Here is a 21,076-nt window from a genome sequence, read left to right as displayed (position 1 = left end):
TCAGGGGAGAGGGCACCGGGCTGGCTCCCCCGCCCCGCCGGCCGTGGAGCGGCCGACGCCCCTGGGACCCCGACCGGGGTCCCAGGGGCGTCGGCCTGCCGTGGGGCGGGGGCGGCGCCGGAGAAGCCGACGGAGTCGTGCACGGCGCCACGGTGCCGGACGTCGGCGCGGTAGCCCGGCCGCCGTGCCGCCGAACACGCGAATCCAGCGGGTTAAGCGGGTGACGCCGCAGCCTGAGCGGGTGACGCGGGGCATGGATGAGACCCGGCCGCACCCCGGCCGCGATCCGCAACCCGACGCGCTGGAGGCGAACGATGACCCGACGAGCCCATCCGTCCGAACGCACGGTCCACCAGGTACCGGTCCTCATCGTGGGCGGCTCCCTGGTCGGCCTGTCGACCTCCCTGTTCCTCGGCCGCCTCGGAGTCCGCCACACCCTGGTGGAACGGCACGCCGCCACCTCCGTCCACCCCCGCGGCCGCGGCAACAACGTACGCACGATGGAACTGTTCCGGGTGTCCGGTGTCGAGCCCGGGATCCGCCGGGCCGCCGCCACGCTCGCGGACAACCACGGCATCCTGCAGACCCCCACACTGGTCGGCGACGCGGGGGAGTGGCTGTTCCGGGAGATCGACCCGGGCGGCGGCCTGGCCCGCTTCAGCCCCAGTTCATGGTGCCTGTGCAGCCAGAACGACCTGGAACCCGTCCTCCTCGACCACGCCGCTCGGCTCGGCGGCGACCTGCGCTACAACACCGAACTGCTGTCCTTCGACAGCGACTCCGACGGCGTCACGGCCGTGGTCAAGAGCCGGGAGACCGGTGAGCACACCACCATCCGCGCCGACTACCTGGTCGCCGCCGACGGCCCGCGCAGCCCCGTGCGCGAACAGCTCGGCATCGGGCAGAGCGGCCCCGGCGACCTGTTCCACAACATCAGCATCACCTTCCGCTCCCGCCGGCTCGCGGACGTCGTGGGCGAGCGCCGCTTCATCGTCTGCTACCTGACCGACCCCGACGCCGACGGCGCGCTGCTGCCGGTGGACAACCGGGAGAACTGGGTCTTCCACGCCCCCTGGCACCCCGAACGCGGGGAAACCGTCGAGGAGTTCACCGACGAACGGTGCGTGGAGCACATCCGCCGCGCGACGGGCGTCATGGACCTGGACGTGGAGATCACGGGCCGCGCGCCCTGGCACGCCGCCCAGCGCGTCGCCGAGCGCTACCGGTCGGGACGCGTCTTCCTGGCCGGCGACTCGGCCCACGAGATGTCGCCCACCGGCGCCTTCGGCTCCAACACGGGCATCCAGGACGCCCACAACCTGGCGTGGAAGCTGGCCGCGGTGCTCGGCGGCTGGGCCGGCGAGGGCCTGCTCGACAGCTATGACGCCGAGCGGCGCCCGGTCGCGGAGGCGACCAGCGCCCGGGCCGCCGCCCGGTCGGTCGAGCACAGCCACCCCGGGTTCGCGCCGCCGCCCGGCGGGGGCGGCGGCCCCCAGCGCGGCATCCTCGACGTGGCCCTCGGCTACCGCTATCCGCGGGGCGCGGTGGTCGGCGCCGACCCGGCGGCCCCGGTCGTCCCGGAAGGCCTCGACCTGACCGCCCGGCCCGGCAGCCGCGCACCCCACATGTGGCTGCGGCAGTCGGGGGACCGGAAGTCCACCCTCGACCTCTACGAGACGTCTCTCGTCCTGCTCTGCGACGCCGGCGACCCGGGCGGCTGGCACCGCGGCGCCGCCCTCCTCGCCGACGAGCTGTCCCTGCCGCTGACGTCCTACCGGATCGGCACCGGGTCCGAGGCCGACCTCACGCCCGAGGACGGCGCGGACTGGGCGGCCGCCCATGGCGTCGGGCACGGCGGCGCGGTGCTCGTGCGCCCGGACGGGTTCGTCGCCTGGCGCTCGTCCGGCCCGGTCCAGGACGCCACCTCCGACCTGCGCCGAGCCCTCACCACGGTGCTGTCGGCCGGCTGAGGCTCACCCGCGCGGACCAGACGGTGCGTCACCCAGCTGATCGCCCTGAGTGGCGGGCCGCGCGTTCCCCGCTGACGGTGGTTCACGTCGGGGCGGGATCCACACCGGCTGATGAAGCGTCAGCCTCGCCCGCCCGCGACGGAAGGGAAGTCAGATGCGTTCCACGCGCACACTGCTGGTCACGGCGGCCGCCTCGGCCGTCCTCGCCCTCGGCGCGCCCGGCGCCCACGCCTACGGGAGCGACCACGAGGACTCCTCGTACAGCAAGGAGCACGGCAAGGAGCACGGCAAGGACCACGGTTGGGACGGACGGCAGGACTCGCCGCACGGCGGCATGCACACCGGCGGCGGCGCGCTCACCGCGGTGACCCCCGCCCAGGGCTCGGGCGACCGTGACTGGAGCGGCAGCGGCGAGGACGACAACTCCCGGCGCGGCGGGCACGAGAAGCCGCACGGCGGCATGCACACCGGCGGCGGTGCCCTCGCCGGACCGACGATGACCGCCGGCGGTCTGGCCGTCCTCGCCGTCGCCGGCACCGGTCTCTACGCGGCGCGCCGCAGAAGGACGGCCGGAAGCGTGGCCTGACCATGCCGGACGCGATAGACAGCTGCGGCCGCCGCGCGGCACCCGCGTGGCGGCCCCGGCGTTCCCCCGGCCGGCCCCCCCGCCCGGCCGCCGTGCCCAGTGGAGGTGATGTCCCGATGACAGCTGGTCCCCCCGACCCCGCCGACGGCGACGAGCCCGCGCAGAAGCCGGGCCCGCGGACCCACGTGCTGGCGATGGCGGCCGTGGCCTGCGCGGTGCTGGCGATGACCGTGAGCGGTGGTGACGCCGAGCCCTCCGGCACCGCCGCACCGCCACCCCCGGCGCGGGCGTCCGCGTCGGCCCCGTCGGCGCGCCCCGACCCGACGGGCAGGCAGCTGCCCCGGTCGCGGCCGGTGCGCCTGCTCATCCCGAAGATCTCGGTCGACGCCCCCTTCACCGACCTGTCCATCGGCTCCTCGGGGCACCTGCAGCCCCCGCCGGCCGACGACACCAACCTCGTCGGGTGGTACGCCGCGGGAGCCTCGCCGGGCGAGACGGGCACGGCGATCATCGCCGGGCACGTCGACACCAAGACCTCGCCCGCCGTGTTCGTGCGGCTCGGCGAGCTGCGCAAGAGCGACGTCTTCCACGTGGACCGCGCCGACGGGAGCACGGCGACGTTCGTCGTCGACGACGTGGAGACCTTCGCCAAGGACGACTTCCCCGACGAGCGGGTCTACGCGGACGCCGCACGGCCCGAGGTGCGGCTCATCACCTGTGCGGGTGATTACGACCACGCCGCCAAGGACTACACCGACAACCTCGTGGTCTTCGCCCACCTCGTGTGAGGCCACCCCGCCCGCCCCACGGCCGCTCACCCGGGCAGTGCCCCCAAGTCGCGCTCTCCTGGGGCCGGGCACAGGATCGAGGAACGCCGTCGTCGCTTCCCCGCGGCGGCGTTCGCCTGTGCCACAGCGAAGGAGAAGTACCCGGATGACCACTACGTCCGAACACACCGTCGCAGGAGCGGTCCGGCAGATGTCGCAGCGGATCTCCCAGTCCGTGTTCGACGGCTCCCGGCTGCGCGTGGTGCTGCTGGTCGACGTCCACGAAGGAGCCCAGCAGCAGTTCCTGGAGGCCTACGAGCAGCTGTGCAACCAGGTCGCCTCCGTCCCCGGACACGTCAGCGACCAGCTCTGCCAGTCCATCGAGAACCCGTCCCAGTGGCTCATCACCAGCGAGTGGGAGAGCGCCCCGCCGTTCCTGACCTGGGTCAACAGCGAGGAGCACGTGACGATGGTGCGGCCCCTGCACAACTGTGTGAGGGACACCAGGTCGCTGCGCTTCCACATCGTCCGCGAGACCGGTGGCCCGGCCACGTCTCCCCAGTCCGGCACCCGCCGGCTGCAGACGGCGCCGCGGATCGGCGACGGCGTGATCCGGCACGCCCTCACCTTCACCGTCAAGCCCGGCAGCGAGGAGAAGGTCGCGAAGATCCTCGCCGACTACGCCTCCCCGGAGCCACGGGTCGACGACACCACCCGGCTGTGCCGCACCTCCCTGTTCATGCACGGCAACCGCGTCGTGCGGGCCGTCGAAGTGCGCGGCGACCTGCTCGCCGCGCTGCGCCACGTCGCGCGGCAGCCGGAGGTACGGGCCGTCGAGGAAGCCATCAACCCGTACCTGGAACAGGACCGCGACCTCGACGACCCGGAGTCGGCGCGGGTCTTCTTCACCCGTGCGGCCCTTCCGGCCGTCCACCACGTGACGGCCGGCCAGGACGGTCCGGAGGCCGAGCGGCGGGCGCTGTACTACCCGGCCCGTCCGGGCCGCGGCATGCGGCTGGCCGAACTCCTCGCCCAGCGCGACGCCGCGGCCGACGCCCCGGACAACCCCGTGCTGCGCAGCACGATCTTCCAGCGCGACGACGTCGTCGTACGCCTGGTCGACCTGCGCGCCGGACTCGACGCCGACCCGGGCGCGGTGCTCGCCCTCGGGGACCGCGCCGGGGCGGCCGAACTGCTGGAACTCCTCGACACCGACGCGCTCGGGTCGGACGCCGCCGCCGCGGCGGGCGACGTCTCGGCCCGGCTGCTCCGGCTCACCCTCATGGACCTCGTCACCGACCGCCGCGCGCCCGCGGCCTGAACATCCGGTGCCACGGCCGCGGCGGCCGGCCCGCGTCGCCGCACACGATCGGAGGAACGTCGTGAACAGAACCACCCCCAGGCTCGTCGACTTCAGCGACATCGAGCCCAACACCCGGCGCGGCGGTGACCTGCGCGCCATGCTCACCCCGACCACGGTCGGCGCCACCAGCGGCTTCATGGGCGTCGCCACCGTGCAACCCGGCGACCGCATCGCGGAGCACTACCACCCGTACTCGGAGGAGTTCGTCTACGTCGTGTGCGGACAGCTGGAGGTGGACCTCGACGGGGGACCCCACCCGCTGCGGCCCGAACAGGCGCTGATGATCCCCGCCCACGTGCGCCACCGCTTCCGCAACGTGGGCAACGTGGAGGCCCGGATCGTCTTCCACCTCGGCCCGCTGGCGCCCAGCCCGCCGCTGGGCCACGTCGACACCGAGGGGACCGACGCCAGCGCGGCGGACCCGGTGTCCGAGCCGGAACGCGTCCGATCATGACCAGGCGCGTCGCGGTCACCGGCATAGGCGTGGTCGCTCCGGGGGGGATCGGCGCCCCGGCGTTCTGGCAGCTGCTGACGGACGGGCGCACGGCGACGCGGGGCATCACGTTCTTCGACCCCGCCGGCCTGCGGTCCCGGATCGCCGCCGAATGCGACTTCGACCCGGCCGCCCACGGCCTGGCCCCGGAACAGATCGAGCGGTGCGACCGCTACATCCAGTTCGCTCTGGTGGCCGGCGCCGAAGCGGTCCGGGACTCCGGTCTCGACCTCGCCCGGGAGAACCCCTGGCGGGTCGGGGTCAGCCTGGGCACCGCGGTCGGCGGCACCACCCGGCTGGAGCGCGACTACGTCCTGGTCAGCCACCACGGGCAGCGCTGGGACGTGGACCCCGGACGGGCCGAGCCGCAGCTGCACCGCGCGTTCACGCCGAGCACGCTCGCCGCCACCGTCGCCGAGCGGTTCGAGGCGCGCGGACCGGTGCAGACCGTGTCCACCGGCTGCACCTCGGGTCTCGACGCCGTCGGATACGCCTTCCACACGATCGAGGAGGGGCGGGCCGACATCTGCATAGCGGGCGCGTCGGACTCCCCGATCTCACCCATCACCATGGCCTGCTTCGACGCGATCAAGGCCACGTCCCCGAACAACGACGACCCCGCCCACGCCTCGCGTCCCTTCGACGCCGACCGCGACGGATTCGTCATGGGCGAGGGCGGCGCGGTGCTCGTCCTGGAGGAGCTCGAACACGCGCGGGCCCGCGGCGCCCACGTGTACTGCGAACTCACCGGGTACGCGACCTTCGGCAACGCCTACCACATGACGGGGCTGACCCGGGAGGGCCTGGAGATGGCCCGCGCCATCGAGGACGCCCTCGCCCACGCCCGGCTCGACCCCACGGCCGTCGACTACGTCAACGCGCACGGGTCGGGCACCCAGCAGAACGACCGGCACGAGACCGCCGCGGTCAAACGGGCACTGGGCGAGCACGCCCGCACCACGCCGATGAGCTCCATCAAGTCCATGGTGGGCCACTCCCTCGGCGCGATCGGGTCGATCGAACTGGTGGCCTGCGTGCTGGCCCTGGCCCACCAGGTGGTGCCGCCCACCGCCAACTACGAGACCCCGGACCCCGAGTGCGACCTGGACTACGTCCCGCGGGTCGCCCGCGAACGGTCGCTGAACAGTGTGCTCTCCGTGGGCAGCGGGTTCGGCGGCTTCCAGTCCGCGGTGGTCCTGACCCGGTCGAGGGAGGGCAGACGATGAGCGCACGACGACCCCGGCGCGCGGCCGTCACCGGAATCGGCGTGGTCGCGCCCAACGGAACGGACACCGAGACGTTCTGGAAGTCCACCAAGGAGGGCATCAGCGCCCTCGGACCCGTCACCCGCGAAGGGTGCGAGCACCTGCCGCTGCGGGTGGCCGGACAGGTCCGGGAGTTCGACGCCGCGGCGTCGATCGAGGAGCGGTTCCTGGTCCAGACCGACCGGTTCACGCACTTCGCGATGGCCGCGGCGGACCTCGCGCTGGCGGACGCCGGCCTCGGCCGCGGCGACAGCGAGGCCGACCCGTTCTCGGTGGGCGTGGTCACCGCGGCCGCCTCCGGCGGCGGCGAGTTCGGACAGCGGGAGCTGCAGCAGCTGTGGAGCAAGGGCAGCCGCTTCGTCGGCCCCTACCAGTCCATCGCCTGGTTCTACGCCGCCAGCACCGGCCAGATCTCCATCCGCCGCGGCTTCAAGGGTCCCTGCGGCGTGGTCGCCTCCGACGAGGCCGGCGGCCTCGACGCCCTCGCCCACGCGGGCCGGGCGGTGCGGCGCGGCACCGGCGTGCTGGTGGCCGGGTCGACCGAGGCGCCGCTCGCCCCGTACTCGATCGTCTGTCAGCTCGGGTACGGGGAGCTGAGCACCGAGGAGGACCCCGAGCGGGCCTACCGCCCCTTCACCTCCGCCGCCCGCGGGTTCGTGCCCGCGGAGGGCGGGGCCATGCTGGTCGTCGAGGACGCGGACGCGGCACGGGAACGGGGGGCGCCGATCCGGGCCGTCCTCGCCGGGCACGCGGCCACCTTCACCGGCGCCGGCCGCTGGGCGGAGTCCCGCGAGGGGCTGGCGCAGGCCGTGCGCGGAGCGCTGGACGAGGCGGGCTGCGCCCCCGAGGACGTCGACGTGGTCTTCGCGGACGCGCTCGGCGTGCCCGAAGCGGACCGGGCCGAGGCCCTGGCGCTCAGCGACGCCCTCGGCCGGCACGGCACCCGGGTGCCCGTCACGGCCCCCAAGACCGGCATCGGCCGCGGCTACGGCGCCGCGCCCGTGCTGGACACCGCGGCGGCGGTCCTCGCGATGGAGGAGGGCCTGGTCCCGCCCACGCCGCACGTCTTCGACATCTGCCACGACCTCGACCTCGTGACCGGCCGGGCGCGCCCCGCCGAACTGCGCACGGCGCTGATCCTCAGCCGGGGACTCATGGGGTCGAACTCGGCGCTGCTCCTGCGGCGCCGACCGCACAGCACAGGAGAGGAACCGGTATGAGTGACCGCATCACCGTGGAAGAGCTGGCCGAGCTGATGAAGAAGGCCGCCGGCGTCACCGTGGCCCCCGAGGAGCTGCAGCAGAGCCTCGACACCGGCTTCGACACCTTCGGCATCGACTCGCTCGGCCTGCTCGGCATCGTCGGCGAACTGGAGAACCGCTACGAGGCGCCGATGCCGCCGGACGCGGAGCGCTGCAAGACGCCCCGGCAGTTCCTGGACCAGGTCAACGGCGCACTGCCCGCGGGAGCCTGACATGGCCGCACACACCGAGAACGAGATCGTCATCGCCGCGCCCGTCGACCTGGTCTGGGACATGACCAACGACCTGGCGAACTGGCCCCGGCTGTTCAGCGAGTACGCCTCCGTGGAGATCCTCTCCCAGGAGGGCGAGCGGACCACGTTCCGGCTGACCATGCACCCCGACGAGAACGGCACCGTGTGGAGCTGGGTCTCGCAGCGGGAGACGGACCGCGCCAATCTCACCGTCAAGGCCCACCGGGTGGAGACCGGCCCCTTCGCCTACATGAACATCCGGTGGCGGTACGAGGAGACCGGCGCGGGCACCCGCATGGTGTGGGTCCAGGACTTCGAGATGAAGCCGGAGGCGCCGGTCGACGACGCCTGGATGACGGACAACATCAACCGCAACTCCAAGGTGCAGATGGCCCTGATCCGCGACCGCATCGAGAAGGCGGCGGCCGAACTCGGGCACGTGCCGAACGACTGAGCCGTACGGAGGACAGCGCACCATGCACCAGGCCCTCATCGTCGCCCGGATGGCCCCCGGGTCGGCCTCCGACATCGCCAAGGTGTTCGCCGAGTCGGACCGGGGCGAACTGCCCCGCCTCGTCGGGGTGAACCGGCGCAGCCTCTTCCAGTTCGGTGATGTGTACATGCACCTCATCGAGTCCGAGAAGGACCCGGGGCCCGCCATCGCCCAGGTCGCCGGCCACCCCGAGTTCCAGCTCGTCAGCGAGCGGCTGTCGGCGTACGTGAGCGCGTACGACCCCGAGACCTGGCGTTCCCCCAAGGACGCCATGGCCCAGCGCTTCTACCTCTGGGAGCGCGACACCGCGGGCTGAGCCCCCGCAACCCACCGGCCGCCGGGCCCGCGACGCTGCGGGCCCGGCGGCCGGGGTCTGCGCGGGGCCGGATCAGCCCGGCACGTGGCAGTCGAAGGCGTGCAGGTACGGGTTGACCGGCCGCACCTCGTCGACGACGAGCCCGGCACCGGTCAGCCGGCTCAGCATGCTCGCCGTCGTGTGCTTCGCCCCGCCGACGTTGAGCAGCAGCAACAGGTCCATCGCCGTGCTGAACCGCATCGAGGGCGTGTCGTCGACCAGGTTCTCGATGACCACGACCCGCGCACCGGGCCCGCCCGCGCCGATGACGTTGGCCAGGGTCCGGGCCGTGCTGTCGTCGTCCCACTCCAGGATGTTCTTGATGACGTAGACGTCAGCCCGGACGGGGACGGCCTCGCGCACGTCACCGGGGACGACGCGGACCCGGTCGGCCAGGTCGCCGCCCTCGCGCAGGCGGGGCACCGCCTTCTCCACCACGCGCGGCAGGTCGAGCAGCGCGCCGCTCATCCGCGGGTACTTGTCCAGCAGGCTCGCCACCACGTGCCCCTGCCCGCCGCCGACGTCCGCGACCGAGGAGCAGCCCGACAGGTCGAGGAGGGCCGCGACATCGCGGGCCGACTGCTCGCTGGAGGTGGTCATGGCCCGGTTGAAGACCTCGGCCGACTCGGGGGCGTCCTCGTTGAGGTACGTGAAGAACTCCTTCCCGTACAGCCCCTCCACGACGTTGCGGCCGGTGCGGACCGCCTCGTCCAGCTGGGGCCAGGCGTCCCAGGTCCACGGCTCCGTGCACCACAGGGCGATGGCGCGCAGGCTGTGCGGATCGTCCTCGCGCAGCAGGCGGGACATCTCGGTGTGGGCGATGCGCCCGTCCGGCCGCTCGGCGAAGACGCCGTAGCAGGACAGCGCCCGCAGCAGCCTCGACAGCGGGCCCGGCTCGGTCTTCACGCCGGCGGCCAGGTCGTCCACCGTCATCGGCTCGTCCCCGAGGGCGTCGGCGACGCCCAGCCGGGCGCAGGCACGCAGCGCGGCGGCGCACGCCGCCCCGAACACCAGCTCCCGCAGCCTCATGGGCGGCGGCGGGGCGGCCTGGGCGGTCGTCACCGGCCGCTTCCCCTCCTCCTCCGGTGCCCCCGGCGCCGCGGTCAGCACAGGCCCGCCGGCTTCGACGCCGCGCACCGGTTGCCCTCGAAGGTGTTGTCCCTCGCGGTGTCCGTGTCGACGAGGTCCGCGGGGGAGTTGCCCCGCAGGACGTTGTCGCTGATCCGGTTGTGCTCGTTGGTGGTGCCGACGAAGCTCTTGAACAGGACGATGCCGCCCGACATGGACGAGGAGCCGGCGTTGTCCCGGACCACGTTCCGGGTCACCAGGGTGTCCTCGGCGCCGGTCACGACGATGCCCGAGCCCTGCAGTGCCTCCAGCCGGTCGGTCTTCGGGCACGACTTGTTGTTGGCCACGACGTGGTTGCCGCGCACGGTCAGGGCGCCGGCCCGCGGCTCGTTCTCGTCGCCGACGACGAACACGCCCGCGCAGTTGCCCGTGATGCGGTTGTCCGCGACGGTGAGGTTGCGCAGCCGCCGGACGGTGACGCCGATCCGGTTGCCCTCCATCCGGTTGTGGGCCACCGACGTGCCCCGGGTGTCCGCCGCGCCCTCCTCGGTCTTGACGGTGTTGGCGAGGAACAGGCCCGCGTCGCCGTTGTCGCGCAGGGTGTTGTGGCGGAACACCCCGCGCACCGAGCGCTCCTGGGCGATGCCCCACACGCCGTTGCCGACGGCGGTGACTCCGCGCACGGTCAGCCGGTCGGTGGCCATGGCGAACACGCCCGAGCGGGTGAAGCCGGTCACGGTCAGGGAGGCGACGGTGACGTCCTCGACGTCGTGGTCCTTGGTGCCGATCACGCAGATGCCGTTGCCGCCCTCGGCGCAGCTGCCGGCTGCGGCCTTCTTGGTGCCCGGCCGGATCACGGTCTGGCCGCCCAGGCCGCGCAGGGTCAGTCCGGGGGTGCTCACCTTCACGCTCTCGTGGTAGACGCCGGCCGTCAGCTGGACGACGTCCCCGGGGGCGGCGGCGTCCACCGCTTTCTGGATGGACTGGCCGGGCCGCACCACGTGGACCGTGGGGTGCGCGGCGGGTGGGGCGGCCCCGAGGGCCGTACCGACGAGTGCTGCTGTGCATGCCAGGTAGGCAATGTGACGTTTACTCATATATGGGACGTTATGTCCACCGGGGCGGAGGTGGCGGCTCCGCTAGGCCATCCAGCGGTGTGTCCCAGGCGTCCGCCGCCGCCCGGCCCCCACCGCCGGCCCCCCCGGGCGGCTCCGGCGGTGCGCGGCAGGGAGGGGTCGGCGTACGTTGGAGGCGTGCCCGGACACGGCTGGACCGGCTGTGCGTCGCCGCGGGCGAGGCCCCGGCGCGGCGCGGTCGCCTGCCGCCGACCGTCCGGCCACGACGCCGGAGGCCGCGGTGTCCGGCGCCGCTGACGAGTCCGCGCAGGCCGGCCTGCTGGACGGGACGCTGGTGGACACCGTGCTGCAGGCCGGTGCCTCGGCCGGCGCGGTGTACCTGCTCGACGCGTCGCAGCAGGTGCTCGGCCTGCTCGTGGTGTGCGGCATTCCGGCGGAGATGGCCCTGCCGTGGCACCGGGTGCCCGTGAGCGCCCCCGTGCCGGTGGGCGAGGCCGTCCAGCGGGACCGCCTGGTGTGGGTGGCCTCCCAGGAGGACATGGCCCGCACCTATCCGCGGGCCGCCGCGAGCCTGCCGTACCGCTTCTCGCTCGCCGCCGTTCCGGTGCCCGGCCGCACCCACTGCCGGGGTGCCCTGCTCCTGATGTGGCCCGCCAGCCACCCGCCGTCCGCCTCCCGGCGCGAGCAGGGCTACATCGCCTCGGCCGCCCGGCGTATCGGCCGCGTCCTCGACGAGGCCCCCGTTCCGCCCACCCTGCCCGACCGGCCCCGCCTGCTCCCCGTCGGCCTGCCCCGCCCCTACAGCGAGCCCGCGCAGGCCGCGGCGGACTATGCCGAGCGCCTGCCTGAAGGCGCCGTCGCCCTCGATCTGGAGGGCCGGATCACCTTCCTGACCGACACGGCCGCGGCCCTGCTCGGCCGCGACAAGGACCAGCTGCGGGGCACCCGCCCCTGGCAGGCCCTGCCCTGGCTGGACCAGCCCGTCGCCGAGGACCACTACCGCACGGCCGTCATCAGCCGGGACCCGGTCGCCTACACCGCGCTGCGCCCCCCCGACGTCTGGCTGCGCTTCGAGCTCTACCCGGACGCCAGCGGCATCAGCGCCCGCGTCACCCGGGCCCCGGCGCCCGAGACGGGCGAGCCGCCGCCCGCCTCCAGCCCGCGCGGCCCCGCCGGGCTGCCCGCGGACCGGGCCCAGGCCGGCCGCCTCTACCAGCTGATGCACCTGGCCGCGGCCCTGACCGAGACCGTCGCGGTGCGCGACGTGGTGGAACTCATCGGAGACCAGGTGCTGCCCGCCTTCGGCGCCGACGGCCTCGTCCTGTCCGCCGCCGAGGCCGGCCGCCTGACGATCACCGGATACCGCGGCTACGACCAGGACAGCATCGACCGCCTCGACGGTCTGCCCCTGGACACCGACCTCACCCCCGCCGGCCAGGTGCTGGCCGACGGTCTGCCCGCCTTCTTCACCAGCCCCGAGGAGATGGCCCGCCGCCACCCCCAGGCACCGCGGATCAGCGGAAAGAAGGCCTGGGCCTTCCTCCCCCTGCTGATCTCCGGCCGCCCCGTCGGCTGCTGCGTCCTCTCCTACGACCGCCCCCGGGTCTTCAGCGCCGAGGAACGCGCCGTTCTCACCTCGCTGGCCGGCCTGATCGCCCAGGCGCTGGACCGCGCCCGCCTCTACGACGCCAAGCACGACCTCGCCCACACCCTGCAGGAGGCCCTGCTCCCGCGCAGCCTGCCGACCGTGCCCGGGCTCCAGGTCGCCGCCCGCTACCTGCCCGCCACCCGCGGCATCGACGTCGGCGGCGACTTCTACGACCTCATTCGCCTCGACGCGACCACCGCGGCCGCCGTCATCGGTGACGTGCAGGGCCACAACGTCGCCGCCGCCGCCCTCATGGGCCAGGTGCGCACCGCCATCCACGCCACCGCCGGGGCCCCGCCCGACCAGGTCCTCGCCCGTACCGACCGGGTCCTGGCCGACCTGAAGAGCGACCTGCTCGTGTCCTGCCTCTACGCCCACATCGACCTCGCGCGCGGGCAGGCCGCGGTGGCCAGCGCCGGCCACCCCAGCCCCCTGCTGCACCGCCCCGGTTCTCCGGCCGCCCCCGTGCCCCTCGACCCCGCTCCCATGCTCGGCACCGACCTCGGCGTCCCGCACAGCGTCACCACCGTCCCGCTGACCGGCGGCACCACCCTCGCCCTGTACACCGACGGCCTCGTCGAGGTTCCCGGCCGCGACATCGAGCACACCACCACCGACCTGGCCGTGCCCCTGACCGACCACGCCGACCAGGACCTCGACGCGCTCATCGACACGCTGCTGCACCGCGTCTGGCCCACCGGCCGGCACACCGACGACATCGCCCTGCTCCTGCTGCGGACCGCACCGCCCCCACCGCCCGCCTGAGCGGGGGCGGGCGGCGGGCACGCCGCGCGCGGAGCCTCAGACGGAGTCCAGGCCGCGCTCGTGGTTCCGGATCGCCTCGCGGACGGCGCCGACGAAGCCGTTCCAGAAGTGGTCGGCGTAGGGGCTGTCGGCGCTCGGCACGCCGGCCGTCGCCCGGCGCGCGGCGGCCCCGGAGAAGTCGCCGAACATGGCCTTGCGCAAGGCCGTGGACAGCTCCAGCTGGGCGCCCGCGCCGGTACGGGTCCGGTTGACGATGTTGGCCGGGTCGTCGCCGTTGATGGGGTCGGTGGCGCCCGCGAGGACCACCGTCACCTCGTGGTCGGCGTCGGTCGCGGGCGAGGTCAGCCCGTGCCGCGCGAAGGCCGCCAGCAGATTGCGCCGGAGCCGGGCGTCCCGGCCGCCGATGACGATCTTCTTCACGTCCGGGTCGCTGAAGCCGTGCAGCGAGACGGCGTACAGGTTGCCGGCGCAGACGGCGAGCGCGGCCGGGTCGTCGCAGTGGGTCGACGTGACGTGCTGCACGGCGGAGTTCGCCAGCGCCTCGAACATCCAGTAGTCCCGCTGCGGCTCTCCCGGCAGCGCCGCGTCGGCGGGGTCGGAGTCGGTCGCGAAGGGCGTGTACCCGGCGACCGCCAGGCACAGTTCGCTCGTACCCGCCTCGATCCCGCCGCCGTGCGGGGCGATCACCGCCGTGCTGGTGACGGGGCTGCTCGTAGCGCGGGCGTTGTCGGTGAGCGGGGCCGGCGTGCCCGTGCGGAACCGGCGTACCCAGTCGATGCCCTCCCGGTCGGCGGTGAGCGTGTACAACTCCGAGTTGGACGCGTACCGGTCGGCCGCCGCGGCCGGCGTGGCGCCGCCGCCGGCCACGGAGTTGAGGGTGGGCAGAGCCGCGGCGACGGTGGCGACGGAGGCGAGGACGGTGCGTCTGCTGGTCTTGTTCACTAAGTGATCCTCCACGACGCTCCGAGCATCCCCCGAGGCGGGTGCGCCGTCAGGGAAGCCGGGGCAGGGCGTCGCGGGTCGCGTGGTTCAGGACGCGCAGGTCCTCGGTGAAGCTGTCCCGGTTCTCGAACGGCAGCGGCTCCAGGAGGTGGCGTCTGACGTTCTCCACGTGTACCCGGCAGGCCGCGACCGCCGTCTGCTCACCCTTGGGTGTGAGCCGGACGAGCCGGCCGCGCCGGTCGCCGGGATCCTCGGTCCGTTTCAGCAGCCCGGCCTCCTCCATCCGGTTCACCAGGCGCGTGGCGCCCCCGGTGGTCAGCACCTGCTCCTGGGCCACGGTGCGCATGGACAGCCCGGGCCGGCCCGCCCGGCCCAGCGCCAGCAGCACCTCGAACATCAGGTGGCTGATGCCGCACTCCCGCCGCAGCTCCCGGTCCAGGAGGTACTCCAGCCGGTGCGCGACCCCCCGCAGCCGCCCGAAGGCCAGCACCAGCGGCTCGTTCGCGGCCTCCTCGGCCGTCGAGACCTCCACCTGCTCGTCCATCTCCCGGCCCACCCTTCAGATCACGCCGTGTGCCGCGGGGACGACAAGAACGACGAGAACGACGAGAACGACGGGGACGCCGCCGTAGGACGAGGCCCCAGGACCGTACGTCCGGGACCTCGGTGCCGGGCATGCTCCCCGTCCCCTCCCGCCCCTCCCGTCGCCTCCGGCACAGCGGCTCGGCCGGGCTCAGGACAGGTCGAACCGGTCCAGGCACATCACCTTGTCCCACGCCGCCACGAAGTCCCGGACGAACTTCTCTCCCGCGTCGTGCGCCCCGTACACCTCCGACAGGGCCCGCAGCTGGGAGTGCGCCCCGAGCACGAGGTCGACGGCGGTGGCGGTCCACTTGATCTCGCCGGTGACCCGGTCCCGGCCCTCGAACACGTTCTCGTCCGAGGCCGACGCCTTCCACTGCGTGCCCATGTCGAGCAGGTTGACGAAGAAGTCGTTGGTCAGGGCCTCCGGCCGATCGGTGAGGACACCGTGCGCCGAGCCCCGGAAGCCGGCGTTCAGTGCCCGCATACCGCCGATCAGAACCGCCATCTCGGGGGCGGTCAGGGTCAGCATGTTGGCGCGGTCCAGCAGCAGCGTCTCGGGCGACAGCTTCTCGCCCGCCCGGACGTAGTTGCGGAACCCGTCCGCCCTGGGTTCGAGCACCGCGAACGACTCCACGTCCGTCTGCTCCTGCGAGGCGTCCGTGCGCCCCGGCGCGAACGGGACGGTGACGTCGTGCCCGGCGTTCCTCGCGGCCTGCTCGACGGCCGCGCAGCCGCCGAGGACGATCAGGTCGGCCAGCGAGATCCTCGTGCCGTCGGACCTGGAGCGGTCGAAGTCCTGCCGGATCCCCTCCAGCGTCCGCAGCGTCTCGGCCACCTCGGGGACGTCGTTCACCTCCCAGTCCTTCTGCGGCGCCAGCCGGAGGCGCGCCCCGTTCGCCCCGCCGCGCTTGTCGGTGCCCCGGAAGCTCGCCGCCGACGCCCAGGCGGTCGTGACCAGCTGGGGGACGGTGAGGCCCGAAGCGAGAACCGTGCGCTTGAGGGCGGCGACGTCCTCGTCCGTGACCAGGGGGTGGTCCACGGCGGGGACCGGGTCCTGCCACAGCTGCGGCTCGGGGATCCACGGGCCCAGATACCGGGAGACCGGCCCCATGTCGCGGTGCAGCAGCTTGTACCAGGCCTTGGCGAACGCCAGGGCCAGCTGGTCCGGGTTCTCGTGGAAACGCCGCGCGATCGGCCCGTAGACGGGGTCCAGCTTCAGCGCGAGATCCGTCGTCAGCATCATCGGGGCGTGCCGCTTCGAGGGATCGTGCGCGTCGGGCACGCTGTCCCGGGCCGCCGGGTCAGTGGGCGTCCACTGCTTCGCGCCGGCGGGGCTCGTCGTCAGCTCCCACTCGTAGGTGAGGAGATTGTCCAGGTAGCCGTTGTCCCACCGGGTCGGCTCCGTGGTCCAGGCGCCCTCCAGCCCGCTGGTGAGGGTGTCGGCGCCGGTGCCCTTGCCGTGGGTGTTCCGCCAGCCGAGTCCCTGCTGCTCCAGGGGGGCGCCCTCGGGCTCCGGCCCCAGGTACGAGGGGTCGACCGCGCCGTGGCACTTGCCGAAGGTGTGCCCGCCGACGATGAGGGCGACGGTCTCCTCGTCGTTCATCGCCATCCGGCCGAAGGTCTCGCGGACGTCCCGGGCGGCGGCCAGCGGGTCCGGGTTGCCGTTCGGGCCCTCCGGATTGACGTAGATCAGGCCCATCTGCACGGCGCCGAACGGGTTGGCGAGCTCCCGGTCCCCGCTGTAGCGCTCGTCACCGAGCCAGGTGTCCTCGGGCCCCCAGAAGATCTCCTCGGGTTCCCAGATGTCCTCCCGCCCGAAGCCGAACCCGAACGTCTCGAAGCCCATCGACTCCAGCGCGCAGTTCCCGGTGAACACCAGGAGGTCGGCCCAGGAGATCTTCCGTCCGTACTTCTGCTTCACCGGCCACAGCAGCCGGCGCGCCTTGTCCAGGCTCGCGTTGTCCGGCCAGCTGTTGAGGGGGGCGAAGCGCTGGGCGCCCGAACCGCCGCCGCCCCGGCCGTCGGCGATGCGGTAGGTGCCGGCCGCGTGCCAGCTCATGCGGATGAAGAGCGGCCCGTAGTGGCCGTAGTCGGCGGGCCACCAGTCCTGGGACGTCGTCATCACCTCCATCACGTCCCGCTTCAGTGCGTCGACGTCGAGGGTCGCGAACTCCTTCGTGTAGTCGAAATCCGCGTCCATCGGGTTCGCGCGGGGCGAGTGCTGGTGGAGAACCTGGAGGTCCAGCTGATTCGGCCACCAGTCCCGGTTGGTCCTCGGCCGGGTCGGTGTGGGGGTCGGGGAGGGGACCGCTGGGTTCTCGCTCTCGCTACCGGACATGCCCGTCCTTCTTTCCTGTCTCGCTGTTCCTCTGCCGGTGCTGCCCTTGGGGTTCGTACGTCGCGACGTCCTCATGCTCGCGCACCGGGCACCGCACCGCTACGAAACACGCAGGGCGGTGACCGGCACGACCGGGTGGAACGTGCGACTCCCGCCCGGCTCGTCCGGGCGCGGGATCAGCGGCCGGGGACGGCCGGCCCGGTGGTGACCGTCGAGACGAAGGCCGGGCGGCCGTCCTGCTCGCGCACCCGCTGCTGGACCTGCGCCTCTTCCGCTCCGGCGCCTTCACCTCCTCGCTGCTCGTGCTGATGCTGGCGATGGCCACCATGGGCGGCAGCTACCTCTTCATCACCGGGTTCCTGCAGATGGTCGAGGGGCTCTCACCCACCGCCGCCGGCCTGTGGATGGTGCCCTCCGCGCTGGCCTCGATCGTGGCGGCGATGATCGCCCCCGGCCTGACCAGGCGCCTGCCGATGGGCGTGGTGATCGGCGGCGGTCTCGTCCTGACCACCGTCGGCTACCTCCTGGTCGCGTTCGTCGACCCGGTGGGCGGCCTGCCGCTGCTGATCATCGGTTTCGTCATCGCCTTCTTCGGCACGGGACCCATCGGCGCCCTGGGCACCAACCTCGTGGTGAGCTCCGCGCCCCCCCGAGAAGGGCGGCTCGGCCGCCTCCCTGTCCGAGACCAGCGGGGAGTTCGGGGTGTCGCTCGGCGTCGCCGCCCTCGGCAGCCTGGGCACCGCCCTGTACCGCGACGACATCACCGTCCCGCGTGGGGTGCCGGCCGAGGAGGCCGAGGCCGTCCGAGGCGGCATGGAGGGTGCGGTCGTCGCCGCCCAGCACCTGCCCGCCGGCCTGCGCGAGCAGGTGCTCGCCGCGGCGCGTGAGGCGTACACCTCAGGACTCAACGTGGTCGGTGTCGTGTGCGCCTCGCTCGTCGCGGTCACGGCGGTCCTCGCGGTGACCCTGCTGCGCAAGGTGGGCGGCGCCGCCCCGCAGCAGCCCGAGCCGGCCGACGCCCCGCAGGAGTCGGTACCGGCCGGCTCCTGACCGGCTGACCCACGGCACGGGCCCTCGCCGAACGGGACGCTGCTCGGGCCACGCCGGCCGGCCCCGCGCCGGCCGGTGGCCGACGGCGGCCCGGGACTCACCCCGGCGGGGCCATCACCCAGCGGATGGTCCGGGTCAGGGCCTGGCCGGTGGGGCGTACGGTGAGGTCCTCGACCACCGGGATCCGGGGCAGCCACAGCATGGCACGCGCCCAGGGCGGCAGCAGGGCGACGGCGTTGGCTGCCAGCCCGCCGTACAGCGGCCGTACCGGGAGCGGCAGAGGAGGCCGCAGCAGCAGGAAGCGCGCGGTGGCGCGGGCGTCGGGGCCGACCCGCAGCTCCGGCCGGTAGGCCGCCAGGCACTCGGACAGCTCGCGCCGGTCGCGCGGGGGATCGCACACACCGAGCGCCTCGGCGACGCGCGCGGTGTCGGCGACGTAGGCGTCGTAGCCGGCGGCGTCCAGCGGGTGGGCGCCGAAGCGCTCGTGGGCCCGCAGGAAGCTGTCCGTCTCGGCGGCGTGCACCCAGCCGAGGAGATGCGGATCGGCGGCGTGGTAGGGCACCCCGTCGGCCGTCGTGCCGCGGATGCGCTCGTGGATGGCGCGCACGGCGTCGACCGCCTGCTGGGCGTCCCCGGCGGTGCCGTACGTCGTCACGGCCAGGAACGTGCTGGTGCGCTGCAGCCGGCCCCACGGGTCGCCGCGGTACCCCGAGTGCCCGGCCACCGCGGCCATGGCGAGCGGGTGCAGCGACTGCAGCAGCAGCGCGGTCAGCCCGCCGATGAACATCGACGCGTCGCCGTGCACCGTGCGGATCGGGCGCTCCGGACCGAACCAGCGCGGGCCCGGGGTGTCGTGGATGCGGGCGCGCTTGGCCGGTCCGTCCGGGCCGGCGACCCGGCGGAACAGGGCCCGGCCCAGCTGTTCGCGGACTTCGGTCAGCACGGTCGGCCTCCCCTCTGCCTCCCAGTGTCCGCCCTCGCGGCGGTCCCGGTCACCGGCCGGAGGTCACCGGCCCGCCCGTGCGGTCCGAGGCCGGCCAGACGTACGGCAGGTCGTCGGGAACCCCCGCGAAGACACCGGCGTAGGCCTCGCGGTCCTTGCGCAGGAGCGCCGAACGGTGGCTCTCGTGGAACGGCTCGTCACCCAGCCACGGCGGCAGCTCACCGGCGCGCGCCAGCTCGTCCTGGTCACGGACCGGGGCACCCGGCCGGAGCCCGGCCAGCCCGGCGACCAGCGACGCGGCGCAACTGTCCTGGTGGCCCCGCTCCCGCCAGACGCGGCAGATCTCCAGGCCGTAGCGGACCAGGGCCTCCTCGTACCCGGTCCACATCCGGACCGCCGGATGGTGCCGCCACCCGTAGCCGGGCACGGTCAGGCCCCGCAGCACCTGCAGCGCCTCGACCCGCTGCTTGCCCAGCCGCCGCCGGTCCAGCAGCAGCGCCGTGCGCCGGAAGTCCGCGTCGGGCAGGAACGTCTGCATCGGCGCGGCTCACTTCTCGTGCAGCGCGGACGGCTTGTGAACCGCCGTCCTGCCGGACTTCTCGCTGCGCACCTCGTACTGCGGTTCCTCGGGCGAGGCGGCCACGGTCCGGCCGGCGGCCTCGGTACGCCGGGTGATCTTCCGCTCGACCGTGCCCTCGGCGGTGCCGCCGTGGCTCTTCCAGGTCACCTCCTCACCCGCCGCGAACGCGTCACCGCCGTCGGCCTTCCCCGTCTTCCCCGTCTTCCCTGTCGTCCTGCGCGCCTTCTTGCTCATCGCGGCACCTCGTTCCGGTCGACTGCGAAAGGGCTCCGTACCTCTGCTTCGGCACCGCGGCGTGCTTCGGATGCGCCCCGCGCCCCGCCGGTCCGGGCGGCCGGCGGCACCGCGTCCCCCGGCGTCGCGCCGTGTGCGGGCGGTCAGGCGCCCGGTGGCACGGACGCCGCGCGGTCGGCGAGGCCGCCGGCACCGAGCGGGCCGGTGAACTCGAAGGGGGTCTCGGCCTCCAGACGGGGCAGTTCCCGGCGCGCCACACGCAGCACCACGGGTGGCAGGGCCGCGCGCACCGGCTGGGTCAGCCGGAGCCACGCCGGCGCGTACACCGCCGTACGACGGCGTTCCAGGGCCCGGACGACACGGGCGGCGACGGTCTGCACCGGGTACACCCGGCGGGCGGGCGGCGGCATGTGGGCGCGCAGCTCGCGCAGCACGGCGTACCGGTCGGCATCGCGGATCATGTCGGTGTCCGTCCAGTTGAGGTAGGCGATGCCCACCCCCACACCCCGGTGGGCCACCTCCGCCCGCAGCGCGTGCGTGAAGGACTCCACGCCGGCCTTCGAGGCGCAGTAGGCGCTCATCAGGGGAGCGGCGCCGATCGACGCGAGCGAGGCGATCTGGAGGAAGTAGCCCGCCGTGCCGAGCAGATCCGGCAGGAACGCACGGGCCGTGTTCGCGCTGCCGACGAGGTTGACGTCGATGACGCGGGACCAGGCGGCCGGATCCGTGGCGAGGAACGGGCCGCCCTGGGCGACGCCCGCGTTCGCCACCACGGCCGAGCACCGGCCGAGCGCGGCCCGCACCGTGCCGGCCGCCGCGTCCAGCGCGGCGGTGTCGGTGACGTCCGCCTCCACGGCCAGCGCCGGGCCCGGCAGGGACGCGGCCACCGCCTCCAGGGCCGCCTTCTCGTGGCCGAGCAGCGCCACCCGGGCTCCGCGCCGGGCCGTCTCGTGGGCCAGCGCCGCGCCCAGGCCTCGGGCGGCCCCGGTGACGACGACGGTCCGGCCGGCCAGCGGACTGCTGCGCAGGGAGTCCATCGGACGCCCTCCTTCCCGGTGGG

General features: G+C 74.0%; 21 protein-coding genes and 1 pseudogene. 13 read left to right on the top strand and 9 right to left on the bottom strand.

Features of this window, described 5'->3' with window-relative positions; all coding sequences use genetic code 11:
• Positions 1 to 314 precede the first annotated feature (314 nt).
• The 10 genes from AC3ET3_RS09340 (at position 315) to AC3ET3_RS09295 (ending at position 8,748) form a co-directional block, all read left to right on the top strand.
• Positions 315 to 1,970 carry an FAD-dependent oxidoreductase gene (locus tag AC3ET3_RS09340; protein WP_432156707.1) on the top strand — a complete coding sequence of 552 codons (1,656 nt, stop codon included), beginning with the start codon at positions 315 to 317 and terminating at the stop codon, positions 1,968 to 1,970.
• A 154-nt stretch (positions 1,971 to 2,124) separates the two neighbouring features.
• Positions 2,125 to 2,556: a hypothetical protein gene (locus tag AC3ET3_RS09335; protein WP_432139496.1), complete on the top strand. Its 432-nt coding sequence runs from the start codon at positions 2,125 to 2,127 to the stop codon at positions 2,554 to 2,556.
• Positions 2,557 to 2,672: 116 nt separating this feature from the next.
• On the top strand, positions 2,673 to 3,344 hold the full coding sequence (locus AC3ET3_RS09330) for a class F sortase (RefSeq protein WP_432139495.1): 672 nt from the start codon (positions 2,673 to 2,675) through the stop codon (positions 3,342 to 3,344).
• A gap of 145 nt (positions 3,345 to 3,489) precedes the next feature.
• Entirely contained in the window at positions 3,490 to 4,644 is a 1,155-nt protein-coding gene (locus tag AC3ET3_RS09325; RefSeq protein WP_432139494.1) for a SchA/CurD-like domain-containing protein, read from the top strand.
• A 61-nt stretch (positions 4,645 to 4,705) separates the two neighbouring features.
• A complete protein-coding gene (locus AC3ET3_RS09320; protein WP_435611953.1) occupies positions 4,706 to 5,140 on the top strand; it encodes a cupin domain-containing protein in 435 nt (144 codons plus the stop codon).
• Positions 5,137 to 6,405, top strand: a complete 1,269-nt coding sequence (locus tag AC3ET3_RS09315) for a beta-ketoacyl-[acyl-carrier-protein] synthase family protein (protein WP_435611952.1) — start codon at positions 5,137 to 5,139, stop codon at positions 6,403 to 6,405. Before AC3ET3_RS09320 ends, AC3ET3_RS09315 begins: the two co-directional genes overlap by 4 nt.
• Positions 6,402 to 7,664, top strand: coding sequence for a ketosynthase chain-length factor (locus tag AC3ET3_RS09310; RefSeq protein WP_432139491.1), 1,263 nt, complete (start codon positions 6,402 to 6,404; stop codon positions 7,662 to 7,664). Before AC3ET3_RS09315 ends, AC3ET3_RS09310 begins: the two co-directional genes overlap by 4 nt.
• Positions 7,661 to 7,918 carry an acyl carrier protein gene (locus AC3ET3_RS09305; RefSeq protein WP_432156704.1) on the top strand — a complete coding sequence of 86 codons (258 nt, stop codon included), beginning with the start codon at positions 7,661 to 7,663 and terminating at the stop codon, positions 7,916 to 7,918. Before AC3ET3_RS09310 ends, AC3ET3_RS09305 begins: the two co-directional genes overlap by 4 nt.
• A gap of 1 nt (position 7,919) precedes the next feature.
• On the top strand, positions 7,920 to 8,393 hold the full coding sequence (locus tag AC3ET3_RS09300; protein ID WP_432139489.1) for an SRPBCC family protein: 474 nt from the start codon (positions 7,920 to 7,922) through the stop codon (positions 8,391 to 8,393).
• Between the two features lie 22 nt (positions 8,394 to 8,415).
• Positions 8,416 to 8,748 (top strand): TcmI family type II polyketide cyclase, encoded by a 333-nt coding sequence (locus tag AC3ET3_RS09295; protein ID WP_432139488.1) that lies wholly within the window; start codon positions 8,416 to 8,418, stop codon positions 8,746 to 8,748.
• A 72-nt stretch (positions 8,749 to 8,820) separates the two neighbouring features.
• Here AC3ET3_RS09295 and AC3ET3_RS09290 read toward each other — a convergent pair whose 3' ends face one another.
• Positions 8,821 to 9,849 (bottom strand): methyltransferase, encoded by a 1,029-nt coding sequence (locus AC3ET3_RS09290; RefSeq protein ID WP_432139487.1) that lies wholly within the window; start codon positions 9,847 to 9,849, stop codon positions 8,821 to 8,823.
• A gap of 41 nt (positions 9,850 to 9,890) precedes the next feature.
• On the bottom strand, positions 9,891 to 10,952 hold the full coding sequence (locus AC3ET3_RS09285) for a right-handed parallel beta-helix repeat-containing protein (protein ID WP_432139486.1): 1,062 nt from the start codon (positions 10,950 to 10,952) through the stop codon (positions 9,891 to 9,893).
• Between the two features lie 259 nt (positions 10,953 to 11,211).
• Between AC3ET3_RS09285 and AC3ET3_RS09280 the strand changes: the two genes are divergently transcribed.
• Positions 11,212 to 13,344 carry a SpoIIE family protein phosphatase gene (locus AC3ET3_RS09280; RefSeq protein WP_432139485.1) on the top strand — a complete coding sequence of 711 codons (2,133 nt, stop codon included), beginning with the start codon at positions 11,212 to 11,214 and terminating at the stop codon, positions 13,342 to 13,344.
• A 36-nt stretch (positions 13,345 to 13,380) separates the two neighbouring features.
• Here AC3ET3_RS09280 and AC3ET3_RS09275 read toward each other — a convergent pair whose 3' ends face one another.
• From AC3ET3_RS09275 to katG, 3 genes are all read right to left on the bottom strand, one after another.
• Positions 13,381 to 14,286, bottom strand: a complete 906-nt coding sequence (locus tag AC3ET3_RS09275) for a poly-gamma-glutamate hydrolase family protein (RefSeq protein ID WP_432139484.1) — start codon at positions 14,284 to 14,286, stop codon at positions 13,381 to 13,383.
• A gap of 49 nt (positions 14,287 to 14,335) precedes the next feature.
• Positions 14,336 to 14,830, bottom strand: a complete 495-nt coding sequence (locus AC3ET3_RS09270; protein WP_432139483.1) for a MarR family winged helix-turn-helix transcriptional regulator — start codon at positions 14,828 to 14,830, stop codon at positions 14,336 to 14,338.
• A gap of 189 nt (positions 14,831 to 15,019) precedes the next feature.
• Positions 15,020 to 17,209 carry a catalase/peroxidase HPI gene (gene katG, locus AC3ET3_RS09265; protein ID WP_432139482.1) on the bottom strand — a complete coding sequence of 730 codons (2,190 nt, stop codon included), beginning with the start codon at positions 17,207 to 17,209 and terminating at the stop codon, positions 15,020 to 15,022.
• 236 nt (positions 17,210 to 17,445) lie between these two features.
• On the opposite strand from katG, the pseudogene AC3ET3_RS09260 reads away from it, so the two are divergent.
• Together AC3ET3_RS09260 and AC3ET3_RS09255 are read left to right on the top strand one after the other, a co-directional pair.
• Positions 17,446 to 17,805 (top strand): annotated as a pseudogene (locus AC3ET3_RS09260) (MFS transporter); the annotation flags it as partial.
• 106 nt (positions 17,806 to 17,911) lie between these two features.
• Complete coding sequence (locus AC3ET3_RS09255; protein ID WP_432156759.1) at positions 17,912 to 18,259, top strand: hypothetical protein; 348 nt, start codon at positions 17,912 to 17,914, stop codon at positions 18,257 to 18,259.
• A 97-nt stretch (positions 18,260 to 18,356) separates the two neighbouring features.
• Here AC3ET3_RS09255 and AC3ET3_RS09250 read toward each other — a convergent pair whose 3' ends face one another.
• From AC3ET3_RS09250 to AC3ET3_RS09235, 4 genes are all read right to left on the bottom strand, one after another.
• Positions 18,357 to 19,202, bottom strand: coding sequence for an oxygenase MpaB family protein (locus tag AC3ET3_RS09250; RefSeq protein ID WP_432139480.1), 846 nt, complete (start codon positions 19,200 to 19,202; stop codon positions 18,357 to 18,359).
• A 49-nt stretch (positions 19,203 to 19,251) separates the two neighbouring features.
• A complete protein-coding gene (locus tag AC3ET3_RS09245) occupies positions 19,252 to 19,740 on the bottom strand; it encodes an MSMEG_6728 family protein (RefSeq protein WP_432139479.1) in 489 nt (162 codons plus the stop codon).
• 9 nt (positions 19,741 to 19,749) lie between these two features.
• A complete protein-coding gene (locus tag AC3ET3_RS09240; RefSeq protein WP_432156702.1) occupies positions 19,750 to 20,016 on the bottom strand; it encodes a hypervirulence associated TUDOR domain-containing protein in 267 nt (88 codons plus the stop codon).
• A gap of 143 nt (positions 20,017 to 20,159) precedes the next feature.
• Positions 20,160 to 21,044: an SDR family oxidoreductase gene (locus AC3ET3_RS09235; RefSeq protein WP_432139506.1), complete on the bottom strand. Its 885-nt coding sequence runs from the start codon at positions 21,042 to 21,044 to the stop codon at positions 20,160 to 20,162.
• Positions 21,045 to 21,076 lie beyond the last annotated feature (32 nt).

It is taken from the genome of Streptomyces sp. bgisy159, from assembly GCF_057707805.1.
This window is presented reverse-complemented; position numbering and strand designations above follow the sequence as displayed.

Bases quoted from the DNA above. Each gene is read 5' to 3' on its own strand.
- AC3ET3_RS09340 (WP_432156707.1), top strand. From the start codon at position 315: ATGACCCGACGAGCCCATCCGTCCGAACGCACGGTCCACCAGGTACCG.
- AC3ET3_RS09335 (WP_432139496.1), top strand. From the start codon at position 2,125: ATGCGTTCCACGCGCACACTGCTGGTCACGGCGGCCGCCTCGGCCGTC.
- AC3ET3_RS09330 (WP_432139495.1), top strand. From the start codon at position 2,673: ATGACAGCTGGTCCCCCCGACCCCGCCGACGGCGACGAGCCCGCGCAG.
- AC3ET3_RS09325 (WP_432139494.1), top strand. From the start codon at position 3,490: ATGACCACTACGTCCGAACACACCGTCGCAGGAGCGGTCCGGCAGATG.
- AC3ET3_RS09315 (WP_435611952.1), top strand. From the start codon at position 5,137: ATGACCAGGCGCGTCGCGGTCACCGGCATAGGCGTGGTCGCTCCGGGG.
- AC3ET3_RS09310 (WP_432139491.1), top strand. From the start codon at position 6,402: ATGAGCGCACGACGACCCCGGCGCGCGGCCGTCACCGGAATCGGCGTG.
- AC3ET3_RS09305 (WP_432156704.1), top strand. From the start codon at position 7,661: ATGAGTGACCGCATCACCGTGGAAGAGCTGGCCGAGCTGATGAAGAAG.
- AC3ET3_RS09300 (WP_432139489.1), top strand. From the start codon at position 7,920: ATGGCCGCACACACCGAGAACGAGATCGTCATCGCCGCGCCCGTCGAC.
- AC3ET3_RS09295 (WP_432139488.1), top strand. From the start codon at position 8,416: ATGCACCAGGCCCTCATCGTCGCCCGGATGGCCCCCGGGTCGGCCTCC.
- AC3ET3_RS09285 (WP_432139486.1), bottom strand. From the start codon at position 10,952: ATGAGTAAACGTCACATTGCCTACCTGGCATGCACAGCAGCACTCGTC.
- AC3ET3_RS09270 (WP_432139483.1), bottom strand. From the start codon at position 14,830: ATGGACGAGCAGGTGGAGGTCTCGACGGCCGAGGAGGCCGCGAACGAG.
- katG (WP_432139482.1), bottom strand. From the start codon at position 17,209: ATGTCCGGTAGCGAGAGCGAGAACCCAGCGGTCCCCTCCCCGACCCCC.
- AC3ET3_RS09245 (WP_432139479.1), bottom strand. From the start codon at position 19,740: ATGCAGACGTTCCTGCCCGACGCGGACTTCCGGCGCACGGCGCTGCTG.
- AC3ET3_RS09240 (WP_432156702.1), bottom strand. From the start codon at position 20,016: ATGAGCAAGAAGGCGCGCAGGACGACAGGGAAGACGGGGAAGACGGGG.